1 protein-coding gene is annotated in these 1,260 nt (G+C 68.8%); it reads right to left on the bottom strand.

From position 1 onward, the window contains the following. On the bottom strand, positions 1-1,260 hold a 1,260-nt coding region (locus ABT084_RS37900; protein WP_351054410.1), incomplete at both ends, for a condensation domain-containing protein.

Genomic DNA, 1,260 nt, shown 5'->3' with positions numbered 1-1,260 from the left:
AGATCCGCGGCCACCGTCACCGATCCCCGCAGCCCCAACGCCACACCCTGCGCGTCGAACGCCTCGGAAACCATCACATCCAGATCGAACTTCGCTGCCCTGCGGTCTCCTGCCGATGCTCCGCCCACCTGCAGACCCGGCAGGTCCACGACCGCCTCGATGGTGTCCTGCTTCGTCAGGACCACCTGGAAGAGGGGGTGACGCGCCATCGAGCGGCTCGGAGCCAGCTCCTCGACCAGCTTCTCGAAGGGCACGTCCTGGTGCGCGTAAGCCGACAGGCCCCTCTCACGCACCCGCGCCAGCAGCTCACGGAAGGTCGGGTCACCCGACAGATCCGCACGCAGCACCAGCGTATTGGTGAACCCACCGATCAGACCGTCCAGCGCCTCGTCGGTGCGTCCGGCGTTGGCCGAGCCGATCGGGATGTCCGTCCCCGCACCCAGCCGGGACAGCAGCAGCGCCAGCGCCGCCTGGAACACCATGAACGTGGTCACACCCTCAGCGCGCGCCACCTCCACCAGACGCGCGTGCACCTCCGCCGGCACCACCAGCGGCACACTGTGCCCCTGATGCGAAGCCACCGCCGGACGCTGCCGGTCGAACGGCAGCCCCAGCTCCTCCGGAGCACCCCCCAACTCCTCACGCCAGTAAGCCACCTGGCGAGAAATCAGACTCTCCGGATCCTGCTCGTCACCCAGCAGCTCACGCTGCCACAGCGCGTAATCCGCGTACTGCACCGGCAGCGGCTCCCACTCCGGAGCCCCACCCGCACACCGCGCCGCATAAGCAGCCGACACGTCCTGAGCCAACGGACCCATCGACCAACCGTCTCCGGCGATGTGATGGATCGACACCAACAGGACGTGCTCTTCGGATCCGAGCGAGAACAGCCAGGCACGGATCGGCACCTCGGTCGACAGATCAAAGGCGTACCCGGTCGCCTCGGCGACCGCGTCCGTCAGACCGGTCGGCGCGATGTCGGCGGTCTCCAGCTGCCAGCTCACGTCGTCCATGCTGAGGATCCGCTGATACGGCTCGCCGTCGGCCAGCGCGAACACCGTGCGCAGCACTTCGTGCCGTTCGATCACGTCCCGCAGGGCCGTGCCCAGTGCGGCCCGGTCGATCTCCCCCGTCAGCCGCAGGGCCACCGGAACGTTGTACGTCGCGCTCGGGCCCTCCAGCTGGCCGATGAACCACAGACGACGCTGCGCGAAGGACAGCGGAACCCGCTCCGGACGCGCCCCCGCCATCAGCGCCACC

Origin of the sequence: Streptomyces sp. NPDC002138 (assembly GCF_040296485.1) — a bacterium.
Taxonomy (GTDB): Bacteria; Actinomycetota; Actinomycetes; order Streptomycetales; family Streptomycetaceae; genus Streptomyces.
Note: the sequence above shows the minus strand (reverse complement) of the source record. Positions and strands in the feature narration are given on the sequence as shown.